We start from the raw sequence: 2,266 nt of genomic DNA on the forward strand, positions 1-2,266 counted from the left end.
AAGCGGGCGCGGGCGGCGGCGCGGCCGGCCCGCCGGGCGAGCCGCACCACCAGGTAGACCAGTCCGGCGGTCGGCAGCAGCAGCATGACCAGGCCGATCACGCCGAGCGCCGCGGCCGCGGGTGCCCCTGCGGCGAACGCGTCGGCGGTGTCGGAGAGTTGGCCGGTGAAGGAGTCCACCGCCGTGCGCAGCAGCCGGGGCGCGTTCCAGAGCACGTAGGCGACCTCGGCCACCAGCAGCGGGACCATGGCGAGCACCCACGCCGTCACGATCACCCGGGACGAGCGCTTCAGCCCCGCGATCTCGGGCGGGACGGGCCGCCGGGGCAGCATGCTGCGCAGGATCGGCCGGACCCTGCCGAACAGGTCGGGGACGCCGGCCAGGTCGGCGAGGATGTAGTAGCCGTCCAGCCGCAGCACGGGCAGCAGCTGCTCGACGATCTCGAAGTGGGCCACGTACACGGCGGCCAGCAGGAAGTCCCGGCCGGTCGCGAAGTACGCGGCGAACAGCACGCCGACGAACACCGCGTTGAAGTAGACGCCGCCGAGGTCGGTGCGCAGCCGGTCGGGCCGGCGCAGCCGGTACACGTCGGTGACGTCGGTGTACATCGCCGGCCACACCAGGTAGATGCCGCAGCCGATGCAGCCGGGCCGTCCGCCGCCGTAGCGGCAGCCGGAGGCGTGGCCGAACTCGTGGAAGACGGTGGACAGCACGGTCAGCGCGAGGACGGCGAGCAGCAGGGCCGGCTCCTGCACGGTGTTCAGCACGGGGGTCATCGCCCCGTGCACCGCGAACAGCCAGACGTCGGCGGCGGCGGTGAGCAGCAGGACGGTCGCCACCGCGACCGGCCGGTGCAGCCAGGACAGCGCGGCGGCCACGGTGTTGACCGACGGCGGCCGGAGCAGGACCTTGTGGGCGCGCAGCGCGAGCAGCAGGTCGGTGACCGGGACGGGCGCGGCCGCGGCGCTGCCGGCCGGCGGGGCGAGCAGGCCCAGCGGGCGGAGCTTGTGGTCGAGGAGGTGGGCGATGTGCTCGGGGCCGAGTTCCAGGCCGGAGCGGGCGCCGACCAGTTCGGCGATCTCACGCTGGGTGCGGGTGCCGTCCAGGGCATCGGCCACCAGGTAGAGCAGCCGGCTGAGCTGGACCATCTGTCCGTCGGCCCGCCGGACGAGGTAGCGGGGGGTGGTGAAGCCGGAGTCGCGGTACTCGCCCTGCAGGGTGAGCCCGGGGGCGGGCCGCGGCACGTCCTCGGCGGTGCCGTGCGGGACGTCGTGCGGCACGCGGTGCGGGGCGTCGGCGGCGGGGTGCGGGCCGTCGGCGGTCCGCGGTGCGGGGCCGGCCTGGCCGGGGTCGGTCGGTGGGTCGGTGGGAGGCTCGGTGCCGGGCCGCGCCCAGGCGTCGGGAACGGCCGGCCGTCGGGTGTCGCCGACGGCCGCCGGGCGTTCCGCGGCCATGGGGGTCCGGCTGCCGATGCCGTGTCCGCTCTCGGTCACGTCACCTTCCGGGCTGGCAGTCGTTGGAAGTGCGGAAAGTGTTTCCGGCGGCGATTCCGGCGCCACCGGAAACACTTTCCGCATGATTTCCGTGAACGGGTCAGAAATGCCGGTCGGGGGCCCGGCCGCGCGCCGGCTGCCCTGCCGGCCGCCTTCCGTTCACAGCACCCGGGCCGTCCACGCGGGGCGGCGGGGCGTCAGCGGCGGAGCATCCGTCACTGGTGGATGGAGATGTACTGCTTCGCCTCCGAGGCCGCCAGGGAGTCCCAGGAGTGGTCGTTGTAGGAGACCGAGTTGTTCTCCGCGTAGACGACGGCGTGCTTGGTGACCGTGGTCTTGTGGAGGTTGAAGCTGAAGCGGCTCAGCGCCTCGCGCTTGGGCAGCAGCTCGGCGGTCTCGGTCTCCAGGACGGACATGTCGATCATGGGGATCCATTTCTCCGTACGGTTGCGCTCGGGGCGGCCGCGGCTCGGCCGCCCCGGTCGGACGGGTGTCCGACGGCCTGGACATTACGGCGGCGTCACGACGGTGAGCAAGCAACCGGATACGTCGGGTGATCGATTTCGCGTGAATAGTGCCTGCATTCGCACGGCAATGCCGGGCGGTCCGAAGATCGAAAAGTCGGTCGAATTCGGCGGGGTTCCGGGATTCTTCGTATCCGAGGTTCTCGGCGGCGCGCGGGGGGCCGCCGACTTCACTCGATCGGCTCAGCTCACCGGCGTGTTCCCGGACGGTGCGTCAGGGCCGGTGCGGGGCCGGGGGCGCGTCCCGAG

The 2,266-nt window shown here is 73.1% G+C and carries 3 protein-coding genes; 1 reads left to right on the forward strand and 2 read right to left on the reverse strand.

Annotated elements, in window-relative coordinates:
* Together ABZ641_RS33825 and ABZ641_RS33830 are read right to left on the reverse strand one after the other, a co-directional pair.
* Positions 1-1,493: hypothetical protein (locus ABZ641_RS33825; RefSeq protein WP_359988111.1), on the reverse strand; the 1,493-nt coding region annotated here is incomplete at its 3' end.
* Between the two features lie 215 nt (positions 1,494-1,708).
* Entirely contained in the window at positions 1,709-1,918 is a 210-nt protein-coding gene (locus tag ABZ641_RS33830) for a hypothetical protein (protein WP_263103044.1), read from the reverse strand.
* 103 nt (positions 1,919-2,021) lie between these two features.
* Here ABZ641_RS33830 and ABZ641_RS33835 point away from each other — a divergent pair.
* The coding region (locus ABZ641_RS33835) for a hypothetical protein (protein ID WP_359988113.1) at positions 2,022-2,266 on the forward strand (245 nt) is incomplete at its 3' end.

The organism is Kitasatospora sp. NPDC007106 (assembly GCF_040634455.1).
GTDB lineage: Bacteria > Actinomycetota > Actinomycetes > Streptomycetales > Streptomycetaceae > Kitasatospora > Kitasatospora arboriphila.